We start from the raw sequence: 23,912 nt of genomic DNA on the forward strand, positions 1-23,912 counted from the left end.
ATAAACCTGTTGGTCTAATTACTTGCTCAACAAAAACACCTTCTGTTTTTTGTAATTCATAATCGGCTGGTGTAGCACTTACAAAAATCACCTGATTTTGAATTTCTTCAAATTCATCAAACTTTAATGGCCGGTTATCCATCGCAGCAGGCAATCTAAATCCAAATTCAACCAAATTTTCTTTACGCGATCTATCCCCTCCATACATTGCATGAACTTGAGGCACTGTTACATGACTTTCATCAATTATCATTAAATAATCGTCTGGGAAATAATCTAGTAAACAGAAAGGTCTGCTTCCTGGTTCACGACCATCTAAATAGCGCGAATAATTTTCAATTCCACTGCAATAACCTAGTTCGCGAATCATTTCTAAATCAAATTCAGTACGTTCTTTTATACGCTTTGCTTCTAGGTGTTTACCAATTTCTTTGTAATAGTCATACTGTTTCATTAAATCTTCCTGAATAGCGTGAATTGCATTCTGCAACACATCAGGAGAAGTTACAAACAAGTTTGCAGGGTATATATTTAGTTGTTCAAATTTTTCTACAATTTGATTATTTTCAACATCAAAACTTTCTATTTCTTCAATTTCATCACCAAAAAAGTGAATTCTATAAGCGTGTTCACCATAAGATGGATACACGGTTATAGTGTCTCCTTTTACTTTAAAAGTACCGCTGCTTAATTCGGTTTCAGTTCTAGAATATAAACTTGTAACTAGTTGGTGTAAAAATTTGGTGCGAGAAATTTCTTCATTTTTTTCAATAGAAATAATATTTTTTTTGAATTCAACAGGATTTCCAATACCGTAAATGCAAGAAACTGAAGCAATAATAATTACGTCTCTTCTTCCTGAAAGTAGTGCAGATGAAGCACTAATTCGTAGCTTTTCAATATCCTCGTTTATAGATAAATCTTTTTCAATGTAAGTTCCGGTGGTGGGTAAATAAGCTTCCGGTTGGTAATAATCGTAATAGGAGACAAAATACTCTACAGAATTGTTTGGGAAAAACTGTTTAAATTCTGAGTATAATTGTGCCGCTAAGGTTTTATTATGCGCTAAAACTAAGGTTGGTTTTTGTACTTCTTGAATTAAATTTGCAACCGTAAATGTTTTTCCTGAACCAGTTACACCTAATAATGTTTGGTGTTTTTCATTGGTTTGAATACCGTTTACTAGCTGTTTAATAGCTTCTGGCTGATCTCCAGTTGGTTTAAAATTTGATTCTAATTTGAATTGCATATTGCAAAAATAATGTAATTTTAGTTTCTAAATTCATAGTATGAAATGTATTTATAAATGTATAGTGTTGGTTTTTTTTCTTCTGAGTTTAAATATAGTTGCTTAAAACACATTTCCAAAGTCGTGGGAAGGAAATTAGTACAAGAGATTCTAAATTTAAGGAGGAAGACATTCCTGAAGTAAAATTGTATTTGGTAAATGATAGACAAAAAGCAATTTTGAAAAAATAGAATTAACGTCTAATTAAACTAAAATGACCTTTTAAAACTCTACCATCTTCTAACTCAACTTTATACCAATAATCTGTTGAAGGTAAGGGGTTTCCATTGTATAAACCATTCCAGCCAGGACCAAGAGGGTCAAGTATTTTAATAGATTTTCCAAACCTATCAAAAATATACACATTAGAAGTTGGTTGAAACTCAATACCAGTTACGTGCCAAGTTTCATTAAAACCATCTCCATTAGGGGTGAAAAATTTAGGAATACTTATAACTGAGATTTGAACTACAGCTTCTAAACAATTTTCAATATCTCTTATTTTAACTGTATGCAGTCCGCCTGAAACTTGTTCATATACATTATTTAACTGAAATTCTTCATCATCTAAAGCAAATTCATAATTGTTATTAGGTAAATTATTTGTTAAAATTGTAATGGTATTATTATCAGAATTATCTACAATTTGAATGTTATGTATATCAAAATTTAGTAAGGGTTCAATTGGGGCACTAATTACAGTAATTGTTTTTGTTGTTTGGCAATTATTACCATCAATATCAGTTGCTGTTACAGAATAGTTTCCTGCCGTATGTATTTCTATTTCAGGAGTATCTCCAACAGTTATTCCGAATTCATTTTCCCAAATATATTCATAATTTCCACTAGGGTTTTCAAGATTTATAATAGGTTCTAAAGCATTTAAACACAATGTTATTTCGTTTCCTAAATCAAATTCAGGAACAGCATGCACTTGAAGAGACACATGATAACCCAAGCCAAAGCAACCATCTGATTTATCGGCTCTTGCAACTAATTGCTGAGTGAAAGGCGAGGTGTTTCTGTAGTTGGTTTCATCTATATTATTTTGTTCAGCTAAAGCATTTTCAATGGTTTCATAATATGTTATTATAAAATCAGTTTCAGGCAATAAACTAGCTAAAATTTGATTTGTGGCTTCACTAAAATTAAATGCAGCTATACCATTGGTGGTATCATTATCAAAACTATCATCACATTCATTAAAAGAAATCATTAAATCAGTTGGTATATTTGTGGTAAGCACTTCTAAATTTATTTGGGCAGTGCTAAAACAATTTGTAAAATTTTCTACTCTTGCCCAAACCGTTGAAGTTGTACTATTTGAAAAAGAGGTTGTGTTTAAAATTGGACTCATATTATTTATAGCATCACTTTCTAATATAAAATAAGTAATAGTTGGCAAAGGATTATCATTAGAAATTATGGTATTTGCTTCTTCTAAATTAAAGTTTACAATGCCATCTAAATCATCATCACATTGAATTAAATGAACAGGAGAAGTGACTACAGGAACTGTATAAAAAGTAACTTGAATTTCTTTGGTTTGTTCACAATTTGTAGTTGTGTTGGTTGCTGTTACACGATACAAACCACTAGAATTTACAGTTATTGCAGGTGTGTTACCAATACTATTTCCTAGTTCATTTCTCCAAGTATAGTTGTAAGTTGATAATGGGTTTTCAATAGTTATTGTTGGGTTTACAACATTAGAGCAAAAATCTACTGTGCTTAATAAATCAAATTGTGGTAACGGATTTACATTAAGAGTTACATGGTAACCTAGCCCAAAACAATCATTCGCTATATTATCTACTCTAACAACTATTTGCTGCGTAAAAGGTGAAATTGTATTTGAATAATTTGTAGCATCAATACTATTTTGTTCCGCTAAAGCATCGGTTATATTTTCATAATAAGCAACGGTTAAATTTGTATCAGGAAGTAACGCATTTAAAATTTGGGTTGTAGCATTGCTAAAATTAAATGTTGTGATACCATTTGTTTCATCTCCATCAATATTGTCATCACATTCATTAAAAGTAAACATTAATCCGCTTGGTATATTTGTAGCTGTAACTTCTAAAAAAACTTGAGCAGTAGCAAAACAATTGGCAGCATTTTCAATTCTTGCCCAAACAAAATCACCAGTAGTTGCAGTGTGGTTTGTACTGTTAGCTATTAAATTAGCTGAATTAATAGCATCGTTTTCAGTTGAATGATAAGTAATTGTTGGAGCAGGACTTTCATTTGAAATTAATGTATTGGCTTCATTTAAATTAAAGTCAACAGCACCATCTAAATCATCATCACATTGAATAAGCGTTACAGGTGAGTTTACTATTGGAAGGTTGTAAATAGTAACATCTAAAGTTAATATAGTAGTTTCAGTGCCAATTGTTACTGTTGCAGTGACTGTAAAAATACCTGATGAAGAAAATGTATGTGTTGGATTTAATGCTGAGGATGTATTATCAACTCCGGTTGATGGATCTCCAAAATCCCAAAGAACACTTGTTGGTATTGCTGTTGAACTTAAACTAAATTGAGTTGGGTTACCTAAACAAACATCATTTGCTGTTATTGAAGTTAAAAAGAATGATTGTATAAATGGAGGTAAGCCTTCAACAACCTTTCTTGTAGGATCTCCAGCACTTATATCTAGTGCATCCGGAACATAATTACAAGCTAAACCATCTGCTTCTGGATCGTTAATAATTCCTAAAAAAGCGGTACCTTCTTGCGCTGTTCCTGAAATTGATAAAGCTCTATAAATTTTGCCATCAATGGCTAACTGCAAAGCTCCTCTTGTATTAATGTTTGAAGTATGTATTAAAACTCTAGAATTAGAAACAGTTGGACTTAACAAATCATATTGCACTAATTTACCAGGGGTAATATGTTCATTTCCATTTAATTGACTTGTAGTAGCATATAGTTTTTGACTTTGTGTAGAAAATTCTACGCCATATGGAACATCATTTGCATCATCTAAAGCTAGTTGAATTTCATTGGTTACTTGTCCAGTAGCATCATTAAAATCATAAAGCATTAAGCTATGAGTATTTCCAAAGTTTGCACAAGCTATTTTATTTCCATCAGGTGAAATTTTTAAATAACCTCTAGAATCGGGTGCATTGGTAACATTTGAAATTACAGGTGTTGTATTTATACCTGCTGCATCAACTCTCCAAGCTAAAAATAAATCTTCAATAAAGGCAATTATCCAAAAGGAATTATTATCGGCATGTTGTACAGCTGTTACTTTTTCATAAGCTTGAGCAACGAGGACTATATTTTTTTCAGAAGCAATAACATCGCCTAATCCGCCATTTAACGTTAAATCTACAGTTGAATATCTAATACCATTTGCAGATAAAGCTGAAAACCCTCTACTATCAACGCTAATAATGTAATATTGATTTATATTATTAGGTTTTGGAACTATAATTGCAGATTGTGTACTTGATGTATTTCCTAACAATCCGGTACCATTTGGCATCATGTTATGTGTTCTGTCCCACACGGTAACACCATCAGTATAAAAAAGTAAATTTCCTTGAAAATCTGAAATTGTAGCGCAACCTTCAAACGTGTTTATTTGCCCGTCAGTTAATACTACAGGAACTCCAGAGTTAAAATCTAGCCCAGCAAATTGTCCAAAGTACCAAATTGCTGCTTCATTTTGGGAGAATGATATGAGGGGGAAAATGGCTAACAAAAAAAATAGCACTCTTTTCATAGTAAGAGATTTTTTTTTGATGTTAAAAATGTTTAAAACTCTTCTTAAGAAGAACTTATAACCATAAAGTTAATAAAATATTGTGTCATTTACCTTCTAATTAAGCTAAAATGACCTTTTCTTAATCGTACATTTCCATTATTATCAATGAGTTCAACAGAGAACCAATAATCTGTTGAAGGAGCTTGTACACCATTAAATAAACCACTCCAACCTTCGCCTTTTGGGTTTACTTGTGTTATCAGTTTTCCAAACCTATCAAAAATATAAATAGTTGAGCTTGCATAAAAATTTTCGTTTACACCTAAAACAACCCAAGTATCATTAGAACCATCGTTATTTGGAGTGAAAAACTTTGGAAACCCAATTACAGAGACATCAAGTGTTGCAACACCACAATTGTTTTTATCGCGAATAAAAATAGTATAAATACCTGGTACTAATTGTTCAAAATAGGGCTCGTCTTGATAAACACTTATAAATTCACCTATTTTTTGTAATGCAAATTCATAATTTCCAATTCCTAAATTAGTTGTTGAAATTGTGATTGAATTATTTTTAGAATCATCAATTATTATCACGTCATTAGGTGTAAGTGTTGCAATAATTGAAGCTTCAACCATAATTGTTTGTGGAAAAGATTTGCAGCCTTTATTTGAAGTAGCAATTGCTGTATATTCACCTTCGCTAGTTATTATTGCATCTCTATTGTTGCTAATAATTACGCCATTTTCATTTGTCCATTCGTACGTGTAATTGCCTAATTCATTAAACGGAGTAATTGTTATTGGCTCTAAGTTTTGACAATAAATTGCTGTGGCATCAATTTCAAATTCAGGTGTTGGATTTACAATAAAATCAAAGGTGGTTTCAGCCATACAATTTGAATTTAAACTATTTTCAACCTGAACTGTTATTGTTTGTGTTGCTGTGAAAAATGGGTTTGGTAACGGGCTTGGTAATAAATTTCCGTTTTCATCTGCATAAGAAACTACCATGCCAGTTTGTGTATTTAAAACTGTAGCTTGAATTGTTGAAGTGTCAAAATTATACATTCCATCTAAGTCATCATCACATTCAATAAAGTTAGAAATTGTATTGGCAACAGGTTTTTTATCTACAATAAATTGCAAAGTTGTTTCAGAAAAACAAGAACCATCTGGATCTACAGAGTTACTATCTGTAACTCTAATTGTAATAGTTTGGCTATTTATTAACAATGGGTTTGGAAGTGGAAGAGGTAAAGCATTTCCATTTTCTTCAAAATAAGTAACAAGCATTCCTGTTTGTGTACCTAAAATTGTTGTTTCAATTGTAGAAGTGTCAAAAGGAAAATAGCCATCAAAATCATCATCGCATTGTCTTTCAATAGTTACTGTATTTGCAATAGGAATTGGCTCTACATGTAAAGTTATATGAGCACCTAAACCTAAACAATCATTATCTAACTGACTATCAACACGAATATAAATTGTTTGAGTAGTTGGATAGCCAATATTTCTGTAATTTGAAATGTCTAAAATTGCATTTTCTTCAGCCAAGGCATCAGCTTCATTTCTGTAATAATTTATAAATAACTGTTGTCCAACAGGGAAAAGTGTAATTATTTCATTGTTTACACTGCTAAAATTAAATGTAGTTATACCATCTTTTTCATCATCTGTATTATTCACATAATCATCACATTCAAAAAACGCTCTTTGAAAGGTTGAAGGAATGTTAGTTGTTGAAACTATTAAATCTACTTTTGAAACACGATGACATCCATTTGTGTTGTCAACTCTAGCCCAAACAATATCTGTATTTATGGCTGAATTATAGGTTGTGGGATTTAAAATTAATTCAGCACTATCATTTGTGTCAGCTCCTAATGATGTGTTGAAATAAGTAAATACTTCATTTATAGCATTGGTTGAAATTTTAGTATTTGCTTCGTTTAAATTAAAAATACTAAAACCATCATTATTATCATCACACTGTTTTAATGTTATGATATTTGTAATTGTTGGTAGTTTAAAAACTTCAATATCAAAATTTGTAATTGCAGTACAATTTGAATTAAAATTGTTCACTATTTTTACATAAATAGGTTGTATTGTTGCTGTGTTTGGAAATGTTGAAGGATTTAAAATTGGACTTAAAAGTGAAGCATCACTAAAATATGAAATTGTAAAATCGGTTGCTGCTTGGCTGTTTAAAATTTCTGATTCTTTTTCTGTTAAATCAAAAATAATAAGGCCATCTGTATCTGTTCCAATTGAAGTGTTGTCACATTTTCCTAAAACTGAAATTATTGAAGGCGGGTTAGGCATTTCAAAAACTTGTAAAGTAAAACTTAAGGTTTCATAACATTTCTTATTTTGGATGTTTTGAATACGGGCAATTATTGTATCAATACTGTAAGATGAAGAGTTTGTATACGGATTTGTAATTGCATTGGCAGTTGTATTATTATCAGCATCAATTTGATTGGTAAAATAAATGATTTCAAATTCAGAAGGACTTTGAGAGCCAAGTATTTCACTGTCTTTTAAGTTTGCAATGTTAAATTGATAAAAACCATCAAAATCATCATCACACTGCATAATATCTGTTGGCTGAATACTATTTGGAGATTTATAAACTAAGATAGAAAATGATGTAACATTGTAACATCCTGAAACTGTATTTTGAACTCTAGCCCAAATAATTTCAGAAGTAAAAGCGGTACTATTTGTATAATTTACAGAGAGTTTATTAGCACTATTATTTGTTAAAGCATCTGTTTCATTATCAAAATAGCTAATAGTATTATTAACTAAATCTAAATTTATGTTTGCATCATTTTGTGATAAATCAAAAGTGTAAAAACCATCATTATCAGCATCACAAGCAGTTAAATTTGTTGCTGTTCCTATTGGAATAGTTGTGACTGTTACAGTAAAATCTGCAACACTAAAACATTCAGTTATCGTGTTTGTTAGCCGAACAAATAATGTTTGTGGGTTGCTAGTATTTTCAAATAAATTTGGAGTTACTATTTTGTTTATTCCAATTAAAGCATCGTTGTTTGAAGTGTGATATGTTGCTACAACATTACTTTGAGTTCCTATTGCTTTGGTATCGTTTTGAGTAAGGTTGAATTGTGAAACTTCATCTAAACTTAAATCGTTATCACATTGTTCTAGGTTTATAGTGCTGCTTATAGGTGTTTCAAATGTTGGCTGCTCAGAAAAAGAAGCAGTTCCTGTCCATTCAATACTAAAATTACTGTCACCAACAGGTCTGTCAATAACTAAAAAATAACTTTCATTATCTAAAACATCTAACCATCTAACAAAGCTATTTCCATCAGTTCCAGGTCCTTCTGAAGTTTCAATTTCAGTTCCATTCATACCTGTTAAATTATTTCCTTGAAGAGCTGCGTTTGGGTTTGTAGTTGAACATCTAATTGCTTGTCCAATATTACCGCAAGTTACATCAGGTCCAAAAATAAAAAAGTCAAAATCTTCAATAATTGAAGTTGAATTAGGAGTTAATGTAAAACCTAAAGTTCCGCCAGTTTTAATAGTTAATTTAAACCAAATACTATGATTTTCTTGGCTTGCACATGTGTTTGAACCATTTAATTCTTGTATTCCAAAAGAAGTTGCATCTAAATCTTGGTAGCCACTGTTTCCACAAACAATTAAAGCATCAACACAATCATTTTGACTAAATAATAGGGGCGTTGTAAAAAGTAAAATTAGGGTTAAAATTTTTTTCATGAATTTTTTATCTTCTTATTAAGCTAAAATGACCTTTTCGGATTCTTATATTATCATTATTGTCAATTAGTTCAACTGAGAACCAATAATCTGTCTCAGGTAATTGTTTACCATTAAATGTGCCGTTCCAACCTTCGTTTTTAGGGCTAATTTGTGTTATCAATTTTCCAAACCTATCAAAGATATAAATTATTGAGTTGGCATAAAAATTTTCATTAGTTCCTAAAATTGCCCAAGTATCATTTGAACCATCATTATTAGGTGTAAAAAATTTTGGAAAACCAATTATAGATGCTTCAATTTGTGAAGTACCGCAATTATTTTTATCTCTCACAAAAACAGTGTAAAAGCCTGGTGTTAAGTTTTCAAAATAAGGTTCGTCTTGATAATAACTTATAAATTCGTTTTCTTTTTGAATTGCAAATTCATAATCTCCAATTCCTAAATTAGTTGTTGAAATTGTGATAGAATTATTTTCAGAATCATCAATTACTGTAATATCATTTGGAGAAAGTATTGCAATTATTGAAGCTTCAATAGTGATAGTTTTAGGGAATGATTTGCAACCTTCTTGCGAAGTAGCAATTACTGAATATGTACCTTCGCTTGTTATTATTGCAGCTCTATTACTACTAATAATTCCACCGTTTTCATTTTTCCATTCGTACGTATAATTGCCTAATTCATTAAACGGCGTAATGGTTATTGGTTCTAAATTCTGGCAATAAATTGCTGTGGCATCAATTTCAAATTCGGGTTTTCCATTTATTACTAATCTTAAATGTGGGCCTATTCCAAAACATGCGCCATTATCGTTACTTTCAATTCTTACATATAAAGTTTGGTTGTAAGGAGTTTCATTAAAATAGGGTTCGTTTTTTGGAATTTCATTTTCTTCTAATTGTGCATCAACTAAATTTCTATAATACGAAACATATAAGTTTTGGGCTAAAGGAAATTGATTTATGATATCAGCTGAATTTTGATCTAAATCTACAAAATAAAGACCATCATCAATTGCATCATTATCACAAAGGGTCATTATTTTTAAATAATTGTCAGATAACTGTGTTGTTGATACAAGTAAATTTATTTCGGCAACACTATAGCATCCATAAATACTTTTAATACGTGCCCAAACTATTGATTGAGTTTTGTTTGAAAAAGGAGAAGTAATTAGCGGGTTTAACCCAAAATTTGCTTCATTAAATGTTGAATGATAAGTAGCAGTTAATGTATTATCTCCCAACGTTAAAAAATTTGTAGCTTCATTTAAATTGAAATCTGTGATACCATCAGCAATTCCATCTTCATCACATTGTTTTAATGTGAAAAGAGCGTTTATTGTTGGTGGATTGTGAACTTCAATAGAGAATTCGCCTTCTAATGTACTTGTAATATTACATGTATCTGTTTGTGTAACTACTAATTTGTAAACTCCATTTATGGCAGATGTAGCATTGCTAAAGGAGATAGTTTCTTGATCTGAAAAAGGTATAGAGTTATTGTTAAAATACCAATTGTAAGTTATTATACCCGTTAAATCTTCGGGTACTATAGTTAAATTATCTCCAATACATAAATGTTTGGTTTGATTATTTAAAATAGAAGTTAATGAATTACTATCATTACCAATTATTTCAACTTGAGAAAAAATAGAAGCAATAAATGGTGGTAAACCTTGTGTAGAATTGTTTCCATTTAAATCTATGCTTGAAGGTTGATAATTACAAGCAACACCATCTTCTTCAGGGTTTTCAATCACACCTAAAAATGGAATTCCTTCATTGTAGGTTTTAGATAAAGCTCTGTATATTTTTTGATCGGGTCCTAATTGTAATCCTCCTCTAAATAAATTCTGAGAATCAATAATAACTCTTGAAGAGTTTATTTCAGAAGTTACATTAGAACTTAAATTAAATTGATAAAGTGTTGAAATGTGATTTGCAGGATTATTATATTGAAATGCATCACTGCTCCAAAAATCATTAGAAGCATGTGCATATAATTTTTCACTACTTGATGAAAACTCTACACCATAAGGATAATTTCCTGGGGCTATTAATGCTAATTTTTTTTTATTGGAAACTATTCCTGTTGCTTTATCAAAATCATACAAAAATAATGATCCGCCTGGCTGGGTATTTGAATTATTATTCATGTGCGCAATAGCTATTTTTTTTCCGTTAGGAGAAATTTTTAAATAACCTCGTCTGTCTAAAGCAGTGTAATTAGTTGTTGAAATTATTGGAGATTCAACGCTAGTACTTGTTACTTTATAGGCATAAAATGTATCAATGGCATATGATAAAACCCAGTAAGTATTGCATTCTTCACCTTTAATAGCAGCAACTTTTTCAGACCAATTATCAGCATTATCGTTGGTTAAATCTACAGGGCCATTCACAATATCACCCAAACCTCCATCAGCATTCATATCAATAGTATAATAATTAAAACCAGGTTCTCCATCATTTACAGGCGATCCAACAGTAAAAAGATAATATAAGTTTGGACTAGTTGGAATTGGAATTATCATTGCAGATTGTGTACTTGAAGGATGCCCAGCAAGTCCAGTTCCGTTTGGCATTGGGTTATGATTTTTATTCCAAATTGTAGTTCCATCAGAATAAAAAAGTAAATCGCCATTGCTTTTTGAAAAGGTTGAACAGCCTTCACGTGTATTTAAATTACCATTTGTTAAAGCTGCAGGAGATCCACTATTAAAATCAATTCCTGCGTTTTCTCCAAAATACCAGATATTAGCTTCGCCTTGTGCAAAACTGTGAAGTGCACAGAATAAGGTGATTACTAAAATAAATTTTTTCATTTGAAGAATAATAAAACTAATTTTTTCAAATGTAAGAATAAGTCTTATAATTATTTAAACTTTGTGAAGTATTTATCTAATAGAAAAGTTATTTTCTTATTAAACTAAAATGACCTTTGCGAACTCTTATATTTCCATTTAAGTCAATTAGTTGAACTGTGAACCAGTAGTCAGCTGAAGAAAGGTGTTTACCATTTAATAAACCATCCCAACCTTCACTTTTAGGGTTAATTTGAGTGATTAGTTTTCCAAATCTATCAAAAATGTAAATTGTAGCACTTGTGTATAAATTTTCATTTACGCCAAGTACTTTCCAAGTATCATTATGGCCGTCGTTATTTGGAGTGAAGAATTTAGGGAAGCCAATAACTGAAACTTCAATTTGTGCAGTTCCACAATTGTTTTTGTCTCTTACATAAATAGTATGTATACCAGCTTTTACATTATCAAAATAGGGTTCATCTTGATAGGGATAATATTTATTATCTAGTGAAAATTCATAATCGCCAATACCTAAGTTGGTAGTTGAAATTGTTATTGTGTTGTTATCAGAATCATCATCAATAGTAATAGCTTCTAAATTAATTATAGCTATTTCTGATGGGTTAACATTAATTTCTTTTGTTCTTGAACAACCACTTCCGTTTGTTTTTGTAAGTGTAATAAAATAAATTCCTGGTATAGATACTTCAAGAAATTCATTGGTAGATAGTATGAGCCCGGTTTCATTAGTCCATTGATAATCTAATAATTCTGAATTATCTTCTGGTGAAACATCTAACGTTATTATGGTAGCAGGTTCAGTTAAACATATAATTCTTGGAGTTTCAATGTTAAAATTAGGTAGTGGATTTACAATAAAATTAAAATTGGTTGTGGCTATGCAAGTTGTATTAATTGGGTTGATGACTTTTGCTGTAACGGTTTGTGTGTATGTTGAAAATGGATTTGGTAAAGGACTTGGTAATTCAATTCCAAGTTCATTAAAATAATGAACTTCCATTCCTGTTTGACTTCCTAAAATAGTTGTTTGTATTGTTGAGGTATCAAAATCGTAAATTCCATCGTTTGATATATCATCACACGCAGTTTTAGTTGTTACAGAATTAGCCATAGGGGCTTTGTCAACAATAAAAGTTAGTGTAGTTTCATCAAAACAAGGTCCGTTATTTGCGTTTGTAGTATTATTTGTTACTCTAATTGTAATTGTTTGTGATGTTGTTAAAAATGGATTTGGTAATGGACTTGGTAATTGATTATTGTTCTCATCAAAATAGTTAATAGAAACATTAGAAATACTTTGACCGTTTAATACATCTTGTTCAATTAATGAAACATCAAAAGGATACATTCCATCTTGATTTTCATTACATTGGCGTTCAATTGTTACTGGGTTTGCAACTGGAAGTTCTTCAACATTTAAAGATATATGAGCTCCAAAACCTAAGCAATCATTATCTATTTCACTATCAACTCTAATATAAATTTGTTGGGAATGTGGATACCCAATATTTCTATAATTTGAAATGTCTATAATTTGATTTTCTTCGGCTAAAGCATCATTTTCATTTCTATAATAGTTAATAATTAATTGTTGACCTGTAGGAAAAATAGCGATAACTTCATCATTTACACTGCTAAAATCAAAACTACTTATACCATCTCTATCGTTATTATTTGCAGTATTATTTCCGTTTTTATCTAAAAAATCATCGCATACACTAAAACTTTTTTGAAATGTGGCAGGAATTCCTGTAGTAGAAACTATTAATTCTATTTCACTAATTGAAGCACACCCAAATTGAGATTCAACTCTTGCCCAAATAACATCCGTATTAACTGTTCTGTTTTCAAAATTTGTAGGGTTTGAAATGTAATCATCACTTGTATTGTCTCCAATATCTGCTGCTGTTGAGGTTAAAAAAAAGGTGAAATTTTCATGAATAGCATTTAAAGAAATTTTATTGATAGCTTCGGTTAAGTTAAACAAACTTTTACCATCAGTATCATTATCACATTGTTTTAAAATAACTGTAGTTGCAACTATAGGCAGCGTATATACTGTAAGTATTGCAATTTCTGAAATCAATCCACAGCTATTTCCATTTTTATCTAAACGAGCTCTGTATTTATTGTTAGTATAGTTTAATGGTGTATTTAAAATAAGTAGTTGAGCAGTGTTTGCTCCATTATAAAATGTATTGTTAGTAATAGTAGTCCAATTAATACCATCTGTACTTTCTTGCCATTGAATAGCATTAATAGTTGAAGTTTCAATAGTAATTAATATGTCCGATCCTGCACAAACTACAGTATTTACAGGTTGTTGAATAATTGAAATTGGCGCCGCAGTGCTATAGTTTGTATTTATTGGCCAAGTATAACCATCACTGGTATTTGTAACTACGCCTAATGTATTTACGAGAACTGAAGTGTCTCCAATAAAATTATCATTATTTGCATCAGAAAACCCAGCTTCAATTACATCGCTACAGCCATCTCCATCACTATCCAAATCAATATAATTAAAATATAAATCTGCATCTATATCATTTAAAACATACGCAATTATACCGCTATCTGGAAATGTTTCAGCACTATCTACCAAACCATTCATATCTGTATTTGATTGCCAATCAACAATACCATTTAAGTCGGTATCCGATAAATAACTACCAAGATTTCCGGTTTCTTCTAAATCAAAAATACCATCATTATCACTATCTAAATCTAAATAATCTTGAACGCCATCATTATCTGTATCAATTGAAATTGCATTGCTATCAAAAATATTATCCAAACCATTTAAATCGTCATCAATATTTGATAACGGAAGGTAATTAGCTCCTTGTGATTCAATAATATCTGGAATACCATCGTTGTCACTATCTAAATCAAACGAGTCAATTACAGTATCATTATCGTGATCAATAGGTACACAAGTAGCTGAAATTTGGAAAGTAGCCTGATTGCTATTTGTTTCTGAATTATTTTTATGAGTGATGGTAAAAGAATCAATTAAACTAGCTTTAAATTTAAATGTTCCCGAACCAATTGGCAGTGAACTTGAAGCAAGCTTAAATCTAATTTCAAAGGAGGAAAATTGAGTGATATTGTTTTCATAAATACCATCATAATCAGTATCAATTAATAATTGGTTGTCAGGATTTATAAGTGTTATTGTTTTATTATTTGGTACTTGAATTATAAATTCTTCATCATTTGTAAGTAAGCCACTTCCTAAGGTGTTTGATGAAGCATATGCTAGTTGTAAATTTAAGTTGTTGTTAAAATTTAAATTGTAAGTAGCACTTGTTTCTAATGAACTATTTTTAATGGGAACTTCACTCATAAAAGTACCATCATTAGAACCCATAAAAGGAGTTGAGGCAGCGTTGCCATTTGTTGTAATAGTTCCAGTATAATTAAAATTACCAACGGGTAAACTTCCATTATTTAAATTGGATAAATTAATAGTTTGATTTCCATAGGATTCAATACAATTTAAAATACCATCATTATCATTATCTATATCAATATTGTCTATAATTCCATCATTATCAGTATCATCTGGGCAAGTACTTACTGGAACTTCAAAAGATTCTAGAGTTAACCCTGAACAATCTAATTTTCCAATAAGTTTATAAGTTCCAGGTAAAGTAGGTATATATTCTATAGTTTTTTCTCCTGTAGATATATATCCAGTTCCATCATTAAACCACCATTCAATACTATCAAAATTACCCATATTTGCTACAGATAATTTTAAGTCATTTCCAATACAGGCTCCTAATGTTTGAAAAGTAGCTTTAAAATTTACTTCAGGAGCAGCTGGAAATCCTGAATAAAAACTTCCTGATGTTGCTGCACCATTAAAATTAAAGTAAGCACAATAAAGCTCATCTGTACTTTGAACAGAAACATTACCAGAGAGATCGGTAACTTTGTAAGTTACATAGTCGTTATTTCCAGTAATAGTATTTGGAGCATTAGTAATTGGTGTATTGTTAACTAATACTGTTGCTCCAACCTTTGTAACAATTGATAAACCTCCAGTATACTGTATTGTACCAATTTCACCAATATTTGCAATATTGTCTAAGTTCCCTCTGTTTTCACAACTTAATGGCGGTACAAAAAATAAACCTTGGTTGGCTTCATTAGTTGTAGCGCCAACTCCTTGGTATGCAAATACATTGTTAGATGTTTGCACATACATATTTCCATTTGAACTGTAGTTATCCCCTTCAATTAAATAGTATTCTCCAGCATTAATTGTGGTAGCTGCATTTGTGTTTCCATGTATGTAAATAGCAGTATTATCTAAATGCGCAACAATTAGTATATTTTCCCACTCATTTAATCCATCACCTTTTACAAAAATATATTCGTTTCCAACTTTAGAAAATCCAACTATTTGATCAATTCCATAATCTCTACCACCACCATTATGAAAGCTTCCATTTGCTGAGCCACAATTAACCACAATTGGCTTGTTAGATTGAACGAGCGTACCAATAAGTCCATCTCTATTTATTTGGCTGTCAAAACTATTTGTGGCAAGTGTATAACTTTCACCTTTGTTAAGCATGGTATTTATTGGTAAACTTCCGGTATAATTTTTAATTATAATTCCGGTTGGTAAATCATCAAAAACTATTGAAGTGTTATCTTCAGTAGCCATTACTGATACAAAGTTTAAATAGTTGTCTTGTGGGTTTTCATTAGTATAAGAACCTACTCTAAATACGGTTCCTAATGCCGATAGTCCTTTACTAACTAATGCGCCGGCCTGTGCGCTACTTCCAGCATTCATTCTTATAGATGCATAAATAACATCTTCAGCTTCAATAATATACCCTTTGTTATTTATTGGCGTACTTGTTTGGCTTGAAGGAATAAATAAGGGTGTATTACCACTTCCTAATGAAATTTCAGCAGGAGCTGAGTTTGAAACTTGTCCAATAATATAATTTGCACTTTGTTCACCAATTGGTTTTATAGTATAGTTTATAGCATTACTATTTGGTGTAGAAATATAAATATATTGACTCTCTGGGTTTGCATTTCCATTTTCTGCATAAGTTAATGGAGGTATAAAATGAACCTTACTAAGTTGAGCAGAAATTTGTTTGAAAGTTAAAACAAAGAAAAATAATAGAATTAATTTTAAATATTTTTTTGCGTTCATTTATGGGTAAAATAATACATCTACAAGCAGTAAATGTACAAATTACACGTATAATAAACTAAAAGGTTTAAAAAATAATTATAAATCTCTTTTTTTAAGTAAAGCATATGATAAATACACAAAAATGGCAGTCCATACAAGTACAATTAAAATATCTTGTGGTTGAACAGAAAAGTCTTTGGATAAATCTTCACCAGCAGTTTTAGCAACAGCTTTAACCGCATCTAATCTTGTAAAAGGTTCTTTTATAAGATTTGCCATAGCTTCTAATGGAAAGAACTGCATAATTTCATCAACATAATCTTTTAATTTCCAATAACTCATTCCTTTTACAAAACCTTCAATCATAGCCCAAACTAACATTGCGCCAACTGCAAATGCACTTCTTTTAACCAAAATACCTAAAAATAACCCAAAAGAAAAGAACCCAACCAATTTCACAAAAAATGCAACTAAGTATTCTAAATCGGTAGTAACAATAGAAATTTCATTAAAATCTGAATAAATATATCCAAGAATTACAGATACAAAAAACACAAATATTGTTGAAATGAGTGCTAGTAGAACAACGGTATAAAATTTTGAAAGTACAAACTCCTTTTTGCTTAATCCGTCAATTAAATTTTGTTTTAACGTTTTGTTACTATACTCATTAGCCATCATTGAAACGATTACCAATAACAAAAAGAATTTGAAAAGTGAAGCAACAAATGTATTAAAATGCCAGATGTATGGAAAATTGAAAATGCCTTGTTCAGCCAAATGAAATTGTATTGGGCCAATATCAAATTTAATAGCCGCAATTAAAGCAATTGAAGTTAATAAAATAAAATAGATAAGGATTAATACTCGGCTTGCTCTACTATGTTTTAATTTATGAATTTCTATATTAAGTAATCGTAGCATTGTTAGTTTTTGTTAGTTAGTGTTAAAAATTGTTGCTCTAAACTTGGTTTGCGTTTTACCAAATGTGACAATACAATACCATTTTTAAATAAATAGTTATTAATTTCTGAAGCTGAAACCGGTTTGTTTAAAGTAGCAATAATTTTATTTTCTTCACCTTTTTTGGTCGAAGCAATTCCTTCAAAATTTGAAAGTAGCTCTAATAATTTTTCTGAATTTTCTTCAACTTTAAGTTCAAATAACCCATTTGAAGCTGTAAGTTCATCTACTCTACCAGCATATAATTTTATACCTTCTCTAATAACAACTACATGTGAGCACACTTTTTCAACTTCATCTAATAAATGAGAAGCTAATAAAATAGTTGTTCCATTACCGGCAATATCTTTAATTATTTTTCTAATTTCATGAATACCTTGTGGGTCTAACCCATTGGTGGGTTCATCTAAAATTAGAATTTCAGGATCATTTAATAGGGCAGAAGCAATAGCTAAACGTTGTTTCATACCTAATGAAAAAGTTTTAAACTTACTGTTTCTTCGTTCGTGTAAGTTAACAGTCTTTAATTTTTCTTCAATTTTACTAAAAGGAATATCTTTTATTTTACAAACCAATTTTAGATTTTGAATGGCCGTCATGTATGGATAAAAATTTGGGCGCTCAATAATAGCACCTACTTTTTTTAATGCTTCATGTGTAGATAAACTACCATCAAACCAATTAAAACTTCCTGAAGTTTTATTAACAACATTTAAAATAATACCAAGTGTAGTTGATTTTCCACTTCCATTTGGACCTAAAATTCCATAAACGTTTCCTTTTTGTATATCAAAAGACAAATTGTTTACTGCATGAATGTTTCCAAATTTTTTATTAAGATCGCGTAGAGATATGATTGTTTCCAATATTTTTTTGTTTAGTATAAAATTAAGACGACATTTAACCAAAAATGTTACAGCAATATACTAAATTTGGATGTATTAATAGATTTTGACCATGGAAGAAAAATTAATGTCGAAGAAAAAACCGGCATACCCAATTAATCAACGATTGTATGATTATTTGACTGAATATCACAGAAATATTAAAATTCCTGTTTTTTATGATGATTTGCTTCGCTTTGTAGGAGCCGTAGAAGTATATGATAAAAATGGAGAAGACACCTTATGGATTAGAGTGTATTACGCCGAACATGAACGTGAAGAAATTGATTTAAGCTTAAAACGGATGTATTTAATTTTACATGGAGATGGAAGCGAAGATTCTTTACCTTTTTTAACTGTTGATGGGATTGACTATTGCACTTTTGGAAATTCTAAACCCTTTAGAGTTAAAATTAGAAATATTTTAAATGACAATCATACGTATTTGTATATTAAAAAAGCGGATGCTTCTAGAGTTTACGGATTGGAATTAGAACACATATTATCACCCAACAACATTAATTTTTTAGTTTATAAAGACACTTTAATTGAAGAACATGTGTTAGGTGTACCTGGTGATCAGTTTTTAATTGAAAATATGGATATGGTTTCAGTTAGAGGTAAAAAAAGATTATCAAAAGAGTTTGTAAAATTTAATGAACGGTGTATGATTCGTTTGTTAGGTGATATGCGTTCTTATAATTATGTAATTGTAGCTTCTTATGATTTTGACCAAGTTGAATATAGGATTAGAGCTATGGATTTTGATCAGCAATGTTTTGAAGGGAATTTAAAGGTATATTATCCTCAGTTTTTTAAAGAAAACTACCCGTTTGTTAAAATGGTTTCAGAAAATTTACAAGAAGAATCTATTGAGCAATATAAAAAAGAAGAACGTTCAGCAATTGCAAGAAGATTAAAAGGTTCTCAGGATAGAATAAATGCCTTAATGGAGTGTATGATTAATGATGAAATTTCTACTCCTGAAAAAATTCACCAACTTAAAATGGATTTGCATAATTACACAAAAGATAAAAATTTTAAAGCTTGTAAATCCATGGGCGAAATTTTAGAAGTTGCTTTTAGTTTTGTAACCAGAAATTATGAAAACGTAAATACGTATATAATTAATTAGAATTTTCATAAAATTTAGTTTGAAGAATGATATAAATAATTTAATATTTGCATGAACCTATAACCCCATAAACCTATAACTCCATGAGAAAGATACTATTTTTTTCAATTTTTTCAATTTTTTATTATACATCAAATGCTCAATTTAATGATAACGCGCCTTGGCATCAGAAAAATGTCGAAAACAAAGGGTCTAATACGAAAATTGATAAATTATCATTACCTCAACTTTCTTTAGAATTCAATAAATATTGGGAAGGAAAAGATTACAACACAAAAGGTAGTGGTTATAAGCCTTTTAAGCGTTGGGAAGAATATTGGAAGCATTATACAGATAAAGATGGGTATTTACCTTCCAAAGAGTATTTATGGAAAACTTGGGAAAACCATATTAATTTTGGAATAGAAGGTGGAACAGACATAAGTAATTGGGAATCCTTTGGCCCTAAAACAATAATTAACAATAAAACCTCTACGGCAAATTTAGGTCGTGTGAATGTAATTGTTCCTGATCCAAATAATGAAAATATTATTTATGTTGGAACACCAGCTGGTGGAATTTGGAAATCAATTGACAAAGGTCAAAATTGGATTCCTTTATCAGATGAATTGCCACAAATAGGAGTATCTGGTATTGTAATTGATCCTAATAATTCTGCAATAATTTATATAGCTACTGGAGATGATGATGCATCTGATACTGAAAGTGCAGGTGTATTTAAATCTGTAGATGGTGGTACAACTTGGGTTCAAACAGGTTTAAATCCTAGTAATTCACCAAATTCTATGAATGATATTTATATGCATCCAAGTGATTCTAATATTTTATGGGTAGCAACAAGTGCTGGATTGTATAAAACAATAGATGGTGGTAATAATTGGTCTAACAATCAAATAGGAAATATTAAAGATCTTAAAATTAAACCAGGAGACCCAACTACAATTTATGTAGTAACGGTTGATAAATTTTATAAGTCTATTGATGGAGGAGATTCTTTCATTCAAAAAAATGTGGGACTTCCTGTTTCTTCGGGTAGGTTTGTAATTGATGTTACATCAGCAAATGCTGAATATATTTATGTGTTAAGTTCAGCAACTTCCAATGAATATCAAGGGATTTATAAATCTGTTGATAGTGGTGAAACATTTACAAAATCATTAAATGAAACCGATATATTAGAAAATACTCAGGCTTGGTATGATTTAGCTTTGGCAGTTTCTGATCAAAACCCAGATGAAGTATATGTAGGATGTTTAAATATTTGGAAATCTACCAATGGAGCAGATTCGTTCTCTAAATTAAATAACTGGTATCAACATGACGAAGCTTTTACACATGCAGATATTCACTATTTAAGATTTTTTAATAATGAATTATTTGCTGGTACTGATGGTGGTTTTTATAAAAGTGAGGATGAAGGGATAACATTTCAAGATTATACACAAGGAATGCAAATTGGTCAGTTTTATAGAATTTCAGTTTCTAAAAGAAATGCTTCAAAAATGGCAGGAGGATTGCAAGATAATGGAGGGTTTGGTTTAACAGAGAGTAAAGAATGGAATAATTATCATGGGGGTGATGGTATGGATAATGCTGTGCATCCTAATAACGAAAACATATACTACGGTTTTACTCAATACGGAGGCTCATTAAATGTAACTACGGATGCTGGGATGTCTCAAAATTCAAGTTTTTCAGGCCCTGAAGATGGAAATTGGGTAACACCAATGAAAATTAATAAAGAAGGTGAATTATATGCGGGATATGGTAGTGTTTATCACTTTACAGGAGATTCATTTGTTAAAATTTCACAAAATTTTGAAGCTTTAATAGATGTATTAGAGATTGATAAATTAAATTCTGATAATATGTATGTTGGTGTAAATAATAAATTTCATGCAAGTATTAATAGAGCCCAAAATTTTGAAGAAAGATATACTTTTTCCTCAAATATCAATGCTATTGAAGTTCATAATGAAAATAGTGATATTATTTATGTTTGTACTTCAGGCTTTGGAGCTAGAGGGGTTTTTAAATCGGAAGATAGAGGTCTTACTTTTATTGATATTACATATAATTTACCAACAGACCAAGCGTATTTTGATGTTGCCCATCAAGGAAGACATTCTGAAAATCCAATATATGTAGGTACAAGCTTAGGCGTATTTCGTTTAGATAATACGATTAATGAATGGAAACCATTTTTTAATAACCTACCAAATGTACCTGTAAGAGATTTAGAAATATCATTAGATGATGCAAAAATAACTGCAGCAACTTACGGAAGAGGTGTTTGGCAGTCTAATTTAACAGTAGAGTTACCAGATTCAGATATTAGATTACTAAGTATAGATGTTCCAAACGCAGATATTATTTTTTGTGAAAATGAATTTTCTATTCAGTTAAATGTTGAAAATAAAGGTTTAACTCCTATTAATTTAGTTGATGTAACTTATAAAATTAATGGAGTTGAAGACACTTCTCAATGGAGCGGTTTAATAAATCCCCAAGAGAAAAAAATAATTATCATTGAAAATTTAACAGCTACTTTTGGAATTCAAAATATTGAAATAAGTATAAGCACTCCAAATGATGCCCATTCAGATAATAATTTTTTAAGTACTTATATAGTACAAAATTCCTCTGGAATAAGTGGTTTTGTTAATGATTTTGAAGTAGATAATGAATTGTTGACTTATAATGATGGAGAGTTAACTAAAAGTATTTGGAAAAGAGGTATACCAACAGGAACTTTATTAAAAAATGCAACTTCAGGCACAAATGTATATGGAACTAATTTATCTGGAAACCATGCTGACTCAACAAAAGGCTACTTATATTCAGGTTGTTTTGATTTGTCATCAATACTTTCACCTAAATTTAAGTTTAATATGGCTTATGATCTAGAGGAGAATTGGGATATTATTTATGTAGAATATTCTTTAAATAATGGAAGTTCATGGCAAGTTTTAGGAACCTCAGTTTCTCCAAACTGGTATAATAGTAACCGTACCAATGCTACTTCAGGAGGTTCAAATGATTGTCAAAATTGTCCTGGAGCACAATGGACTGGCACAAATGCAACTATGACGGAATATTCTTATGAATTAACTTCATTAGCTACCGAAACAAATGTTATATTTAGGTTTGTTTTTCATTCAGATCAATCTGTTAATCAAGAAGGTGTTATTATAGATGATTTTACAATAGTTGGTTTTGGTGATACTGATGGTGATGGAAAAAGTGATGATATTGATAACTGCCCAGGAATATCAAATGCAGATCAAGCAGATTTTGATTCTGATGGAAAAGGTGATGTTTGTGATGATGACATTGATGGAGATGGTGTGTTAAATGTAAATGATAACTGTAATGAAACACCAATAGGATCAACTGTAGATGTTAATGGCTGTGAAATATTTACACTACCAGCAACTAATTTTCAACTTCAATTAAATTCAGAAACATGTAGATCAAATAATAATGGATCAATTGTTATAACTGCAGTTGAAAATTTAAATTATACAGCAGAACTTTCTGGAAATGGAGTTTCAAAATCTAATCAATTTACTTCAACAACAAACTTTAATGATTTATCTGCCGGACAATACACAGTTTGTATAACTGTTGAAAATCAAAACGATTTTGAAATTTGCTTTAATGCGAGTATTACTGAGCCTGATGATTTATCTGCTTTTTCTAAGGTTGATACAAAATCTAAAACAGCTAGAGTATCTTTAAAAGGAGCTGAAAAATATTATGTAACATTAAATGGCGAAGTTTTTACAACTACGGATAATTTTATTGATTTAAATTTAAAACTGGGTGTTAATGAATTAAAAATTAATACCGATGTTTTATGTCAAGGTGTACATAAAGAAACTTTAATTGTTCCATTTGAAAATTTAGTTGCCTATCCTAACCCTTTAAAACAAGGGCAAAATTTATTAATAGCTACTGGTACAATTGATGATGAGGTTGTATCAATCTCTGTTTATTCTACTTTGGGAAGTAAACTTTTTTCAAAAGCATATGTAAATAATAATCAAAGGTTAATTGAAGTTGAAATGAAACACATTCCAAAAGGTGTTTATTTATTAAAATTAGAAAGTAAAGAAGTAACTAAAAGTTATACTATAATTATTGAATAA

At 30.3% G+C, this 23,912-nt stretch carries 9 protein-coding genes; 2 read left to right on the plus strand and 7 right to left on the minus strand.

The window, feature by feature from the left end; all coding sequences use genetic code 11:
* From GQ540_RS07545 to GQ540_RS07575, 7 genes are all read right to left on the minus strand, one after another.
* Positions 1-1,249, minus strand: a 1,249-nt coding sequence (locus tag GQ540_RS07545; RefSeq protein ID WP_291799640.1) for a DEAD/DEAH box helicase family protein, incomplete at its 3' end; no start/stop codon positions are given.
* Positions 1,250-1,481: 232 nt separating this feature from the next.
* On the minus strand, positions 1,482-5,030 hold the full coding sequence (locus GQ540_RS07550; RefSeq protein WP_291799642.1) for a T9SS type B sorting domain-containing protein: 3,549 nt from the start codon (positions 5,028-5,030) through the stop codon (positions 1,482-1,484).
* Positions 5,031-5,119: 89 nt separating this feature from the next.
* Complete coding sequence (locus GQ540_RS07555) at positions 5,120-8,776, minus strand: T9SS type B sorting domain-containing protein (protein ID WP_291799644.1); 3,657 nt, start codon at positions 8,774-8,776, stop codon at positions 5,120-5,122.
* A gap of 7 nt (positions 8,777-8,783) precedes the next feature.
* Positions 8,784-11,606 (minus strand): T9SS type B sorting domain-containing protein, encoded by a 2,823-nt coding sequence (locus GQ540_RS07560; RefSeq protein ID WP_291799647.1) that lies wholly within the window; start codon positions 11,604-11,606, stop codon positions 8,784-8,786.
* Between the two features lie 88 nt (positions 11,607-11,694).
* Positions 11,695-16,797, minus strand: coding sequence for a T9SS type B sorting domain-containing protein (locus GQ540_RS07565; protein ID WP_291799648.1), 5,103 nt, complete (start codon positions 16,795-16,797; stop codon positions 11,695-11,697).
* Between the two features lie 78 nt (positions 16,798-16,875).
* Entirely contained in the window at positions 16,876-17,703 is an 828-nt protein-coding gene (locus GQ540_RS07570; RefSeq protein WP_291799651.1) for an ABC transporter permease subunit, read from the minus strand.
* Positions 17,704-17,705: 2 nt separating this feature from the next.
* Positions 17,706-18,608, minus strand: a complete 903-nt coding sequence (locus GQ540_RS07575) for an ABC transporter ATP-binding protein (protein WP_291799653.1) — start codon at positions 18,606-18,608, stop codon at positions 17,706-17,708.
* A 91-nt stretch (positions 18,609-18,699) separates the two neighbouring features.
* Between GQ540_RS07575 and GQ540_RS07580 the strand changes: the two genes are divergently transcribed.
* Both GQ540_RS07580 and GQ540_RS07585 read left to right on the plus strand, forming a co-directional pair.
* Complete coding sequence (locus tag GQ540_RS07580) at positions 18,700-19,761, plus strand: hypothetical protein (protein WP_291799655.1); 1,062 nt, start codon at positions 18,700-18,702, stop codon at positions 19,759-19,761.
* Between the two features lie 83 nt (positions 19,762-19,844).
* Positions 19,845-23,912: a thrombospondin type 3 repeat-containing protein gene (locus GQ540_RS07585; RefSeq protein WP_291799657.1), complete on the plus strand. Its 4,068-nt coding sequence runs from the start codon at positions 19,845-19,847 to the stop codon at positions 23,910-23,912.

This window comes from Lutibacter sp., from assembly GCF_013139515.1.
Lineage (GTDB): Bacteria > Bacteroidota > Bacteroidia > Flavobacteriales > Flavobacteriaceae > Lutibacter.